Below are 4,548 nucleotides of genomic sequence, written 5' to 3' on the forward strand. Positions count from 1 at the left end.
TGATCATCTCCGCCAGCTGTTCGGCGACGAGCGGGCCGGCCGTGGCAGCCTCGGACGCCATCAACTCGGCACCGGCCAGCTCGATCGCGGACCGCCACATCCGTGCCAGGCCCGGCGAGATCGGAACCATGGACGGAAACCGCACTTCCGCGGGGTCACCGTCGACGGCGGCCGCGGCCGATTCGGCGACCCGGTCCAGCGGCAGACGCACCGTCGTCACACATGCGTTACCGGTGATCTCGGTCCAGAACGGGGCACCGATCGGGTACAACAGGCCGTCGCCCGCCGACGCGCGCACCTCGCCGCCCCCGCACCACGCCCCGACTACACCGCTGCGCGCCACCAGCGCCACGACCTGGTCTGTCGGCTCGGCCTCAGCGCGATAGGTCATCGAACACCGGACAGAATCCAGGCCCATCGCATCGGTGTCGGCCGTGCTCGCCGTGTACTCGAAGCCGCCGGTGCTCCCGGAAAACCACGGACGGTGCTCGGCGTACATCGAACTGACGAACTCGACGGCCTCACCCTGGTCCGTCGTCGAGAACTCCGACCTGCGAACGGGTTGTTGCTGCAGAGTGGACGGCATCGTCCCCTCCTCAAGTGGACGCCGTACGGGCCGGCCTCTGTGCGCTACACATGTTCCGCCCCTGTGCATTCAGCCTACGTCGAGGCGCCTCAACGTGTCGACCGAATGACGGGGACCCGAACCGCCTAGATTACTGCTGTGCCCCTTCCAGTCCTGTTCGAACGGCCGAGGTCAGGCCTGGCCGTCGTCACGCTCAACAACCCCGACCGGCTCAACGCGCTGAGCACCGGAATGGTGTCGGCTCTGCACGACGCGCTCGACGAGCTGGCCGGCGACTCACGGTGCCGCGTCGTGATCCTCACGGGCGCGGGCCGCGGCTTCTGCTCCGGCCTGGACCTGTCCGAGCCCGCGGTCGCACCGACCGCACGAGACCGCACCGGCGCCGCTTCGGGCATGCGAACCCAGGAATTCATCGCGTCCCTCGTGCCGAAGATGATCTCGCTGCCGCAGCCGGTGATCGCCGCGGTCAACGGTCCGGCGGTCGGCGGCGGGTTCGCGCTTGCCGCGGCGTCTGATCTGCGGGTCGCCGGGCTCAGCGCAAGTTTCTGCACGCAGTTCATCCGGCTCGGGGTATCCGGCTGCGACATCGGCGTCAGCTACACGCTGCCGAAGCTCATCGGCGGCGCGCGTGCCGCCGAGCTGATCTACACCGCCCGCCGCATCGGCGCCGAGGAGGCCGAGCGCATCGGCTTCGTCTCAGAGGTCGTCCCCGACCGGGAACTGATGTCGCGCGCCGAGGAGATCGCGTCGGTGATGTTGTCGCACAGCCCGTTTGCGCTGGAGATGACCAAGCAGGTGTTCCGGGCCAACCAGGACGCGGCCAACGCGGCGGCAGCGATCGCACTGGAGAACCGCACACAGGTGCTCGCCGGCTCCGGCGGCGATTTCGCCGAAGCGGTGGCCGCACGTTCCGAGGGCCGCGCACCGTACTGGGCGACGGAACAGGACGCCGATGGACGCTGAGCAGCTGCATCGATTGTTCGACTTGTCGGGCCGCACCGCGATCATCACCGGGGGCACCCGCGGTATCGGACTCGCTTTAGCCAGAGGACATCTCGCCGCGGGCGCGAACGTCGTCGTCACCGGAAGGTCGTCCGATCGATGCGCGGGAGCCGAACGTGTTCTCGACGGCGAGGCGCCGGGCCGTGCCGCCGCGATCGCCGCCCATGCCGGCGATGCCGACCAGCTGGAACAATTGGTCACGCAAACGGTTTCGCGGTTCGGCGGTATCGACATCGTGGTCAACAACGCGGCCACCGCGCTTGCCCAGCCGCTGGGCGAAATCACACCCGAGGCATGGCAGAAGTCGCTGTCGGTCAACGTGAGCGGACCGTTGTTCCTGGTCCAGTCGGCCCTGCCGCATCTGGAAGCCAGCGATCACGCCGCGGTCCTCAACGTGGTGTCGACGGCGGCGTTCATGTTCGCGCCGTTCGTGTCGATGTACGCGGCAGGCAAGTCGGCCCTGCTGTCGCTGACCCGCTCGATGGCGGCGGCGTTCGCGCCCCAAGGTATCCGGGTGAACGCCCTGTGCCCCGGCCCGGTGGACACGGACATGGTCCGCAAGAACACACCGGAGTTCATCGAGGGGATGGCGAACTCGACGCTGTTGGGCCGGCTCGCAACACCGGACGAAATGGTCGCTCCCGCACTGTTGCTGACCTCGGATGCCGGCAGCTACATCACCGGACAGGTCCTGCTGGCCGACGGCGGCTCCGTCGTGCCCTGAGCCTGATCACGCGAGTAGCGGAACGTCCGCGTTGCGTGTGTCGGTCAGGATCTCGAACATGGCGCGCTGCGACGCGGTGAGTTCGGCGGTAGCGGCCCCCGACAATCGCAGGCGGCAGGTCGCAATCGCGCTGTTGTAGCAGTACTTCGACGTTCCGTTGGTGTCGGTGTACGTCAGCCCGACGACGTGGCCGGGGTCGGCGGTCATCTCGCCGTCGAGGATCAGCCCGTCGACGCGTGCCCCGAACGACCAGGTGAAGGGGCGGTAGCGAGCCGACGTGTGGCGCGCGGCGACCACGGACCGCACCGCGAACTCCCGGCCGCCATGGCGCAGCGCCAGCAGGGTGACCGGCGGCAGCAACGCGGGGCCCAGTCCGGCCCGCGCCGTCACGACCTCAAGCGTCGACCCGGGCGCGTTGTCGAAGCCGCAGACCTGGCCGAACGCGTAGGCCGGCGTGTGCCGGCGTCCCCAGTTGTGGTTCACGCTGCCGGTCCATCCGTCGACGGCGAGGCCGGTCCCGTCGACGTCGAGGTGGCCGTCGAACCGGGCCAGCGGCGAGCGGACCAATGTCTTCGCCGACGGGACGCGCGCCGCGTACCCGCGCCGGGTCAGCAGCCTGACCGGTTCGTGGGATCGGGAAGTCATCCGAAAATCCCATGCGGCAGTTCGGTCGCGGGTAGTCAACTCACCCCGCGCGCAATGGTCGTCGAGGGTCGTCGTGCCGATCCGTGCGCACCACGGGTCCGTCCGGAAGTCGGCGGCGTCAGCGGGATACGGAACCTTGAGCGCGCTGTTGCCGGCTCCGTCCGCGTCGAAGGCCATCACCCAGACGTCGGCGCTGCCGCTTCCGGTCCGCGGCAGCAGCAACGTCTCACGCAGCCACAGCGCCTGCGGGCGGCTCGGATGGTTGGCCCGGATGTAACGGCTCTCGTAGTAGGGCGCCCTGACGGTCACGATCCCGCGGCCGTGTCGCCGGACTCGGCCAGTCGCTGATGCAGACGGGCACGGATGTCGTCGGGCGTGTACGAGTGGCGCCGTCGCTGGTCGCGTGCCACCAGCACACCGCCCGCCGCGACGCCGACCAGACCGGCCAGGCCGATCCACTTCCACATACTGCGCACCGTCGCCAGCCTAGGCTGCCAACGTGGCCGCAAGCACCGTGTCGCTCGACAAAGCACTCGATGAGACGCGAACCGGGGACATCTGGTTGTTCCGCGGCCGGTCCAGACCGGACCGCGCCATCCAGTCGATGACCAACAGCCCGGTCAATCACGTGGGGATGACGGTGGCCATCGACGACCTCCCACCGCTGCTGTGGCACGCCGAGCTCGGCAACAAGCTCACCGACATGTGGACCGGCACCAACCACCGGGGTGTGCAACTCAACGACGCCCGTGAGGCGATCGAGCGGTGGATCCACCACTACGGCCAGCGATGCTGGCTGCGCCAGTTGACGCCGTACGCCAGCCGCGAGCAGGAAGACAAGATGCTGCGGGTGATCGCGCGGATGGATGGGACCCCCTTCCCGAGCACGCTGCGGCTGACCGGCCGCTGGCTGCGCGGCCGGATTCCCACACCGCACGACGTCACCAAGGGAATTCCGTTGGTGGACGACGTAGTTCGCGACGTTGCGCAGCGCAGGAAGGCGCGGGTGCGGGAGGCCGGCCTGGAGACCGCGTACTGCGCGGAGACCGTCGCGATCACCTACGAGGAGATGGGCCTGCTCTCCACCGACAAGAGCTCGAATTGGTTCGACCCCGGCTCCTTTTGGAGCGGGGACACCCTGCCGCTGGCGGAGGGCTATGTGCTCGGAGACGAAATCGCCGTCGACGCAGGCTAATCATCGAGATCTCGCCAACTTCGAGAATCCCGTCGCGTCACTCACTTGTTGGGTGTCGACGCGAGTGCCCGCGGAGCAAAACAGCTCAGCGCCTTCGACTCCGATGGGGGCCGGAGGATTGCAGTGGCCGAATCGACACGCTAAAGGTCCCCCGTCACCGAGGCCGCGGTCCTTTCCGGTGTGTACCCCGCGGCGTGGCGGCCGTGGCGGCCGGATTCGCTGACTCCGAAACGCTCATGCAGCCGGGCCAACGGGCCGGGCGCCCACCAGTTGGCGCGGCCCAGCACGTGCATGACGGCCGGCACCAACAACATTCGCACCAGCGTGGCATCCACCAGCACCGCTACGGTCAGCCCGAGGCCGAACATCCGCATGAACGACACCTGCGCGGCGATC

Annotated in this window: 7 protein-coding genes; 3 read left to right on the top strand and 4 right to left on the bottom strand. The window is 68.6% G+C overall.

Translation table 11 applies throughout. The features are described from left to right. Positions 1–586: hypothetical protein (locus VKG81_RS19930; RefSeq protein WP_324398453.1), on the bottom strand; the 586-nt coding region annotated here is incomplete at its 3' end. Between the two features lie 138 nt (positions 587–724). Here VKG81_RS19930 and VKG81_RS19935 point away from each other — a divergent pair. Both VKG81_RS19935 and VKG81_RS19940 read left to right on the top strand, forming a co-directional pair. Beyond that, positions 725–1,549 carry an enoyl-CoA hydratase/isomerase family protein gene (locus tag VKG81_RS19935; protein WP_324398454.1) on the top strand — a complete coding sequence of 275 codons (825 nt, stop codon included), beginning with the start codon at positions 725–727 and terminating at the stop codon, positions 1,547–1,549. After that, positions 1,539–2,312 carry an SDR family oxidoreductase gene (locus VKG81_RS19940; protein ID WP_324398455.1) on the top strand — a complete coding sequence of 258 codons (774 nt, stop codon included), beginning with the start codon at positions 1,539–1,541 and terminating at the stop codon, positions 2,310–2,312. The genes VKG81_RS19935 and VKG81_RS19940 overlap by 11 nt, the downstream gene beginning before the upstream one ends. Before the next feature lie 6 nt (positions 2,313–2,318). Here the strand turns inward: VKG81_RS19940 and VKG81_RS19945 are convergent, their stop codons facing one another. Beyond that, positions 2,319–3,269 carry a hypothetical protein gene (locus VKG81_RS19945; protein WP_324398459.1) on the bottom strand — a complete coding sequence of 317 codons (951 nt, stop codon included), beginning with the start codon at positions 3,267–3,269 and terminating at the stop codon, positions 2,319–2,321. Next, a complete protein-coding gene (locus VKG81_RS19950; RefSeq protein WP_324398456.1) occupies positions 3,263–3,433 on the bottom strand; it encodes a hypothetical protein in 171 nt (56 codons plus the stop codon). The genes VKG81_RS19945 and VKG81_RS19950 overlap by 7 nt, the downstream gene beginning before the upstream one ends. 38 nt (positions 3,434–3,471) lie before the next feature. Between VKG81_RS19950 and VKG81_RS19955 the strand changes: the two genes are divergently transcribed. After that, complete coding sequence (locus VKG81_RS19955; RefSeq protein ID WP_414685342.1) at positions 3,472–4,152, top strand: guanylate cyclase; 681 nt, start codon at positions 3,472–3,474, stop codon at positions 4,150–4,152. Positions 4,153–4,292: 140 nt separating this feature from the next. On the opposite strand, the gene VKG81_RS19960 is transcribed toward VKG81_RS19955, so the two are convergent. Further along, the coding region (locus tag VKG81_RS19960) for an MMPL family transporter (protein WP_324398458.1) at positions 4,293–4,548 on the bottom strand (256 nt) is incomplete at its 5' end.

The sequence above is a fragment of the Mycobacterium sp. genome, assembly GCF_035314905.1.
Lineage (GTDB): Bacteria > Actinomycetota > Actinomycetes > Mycobacteriales > Mycobacteriaceae > Mycobacterium.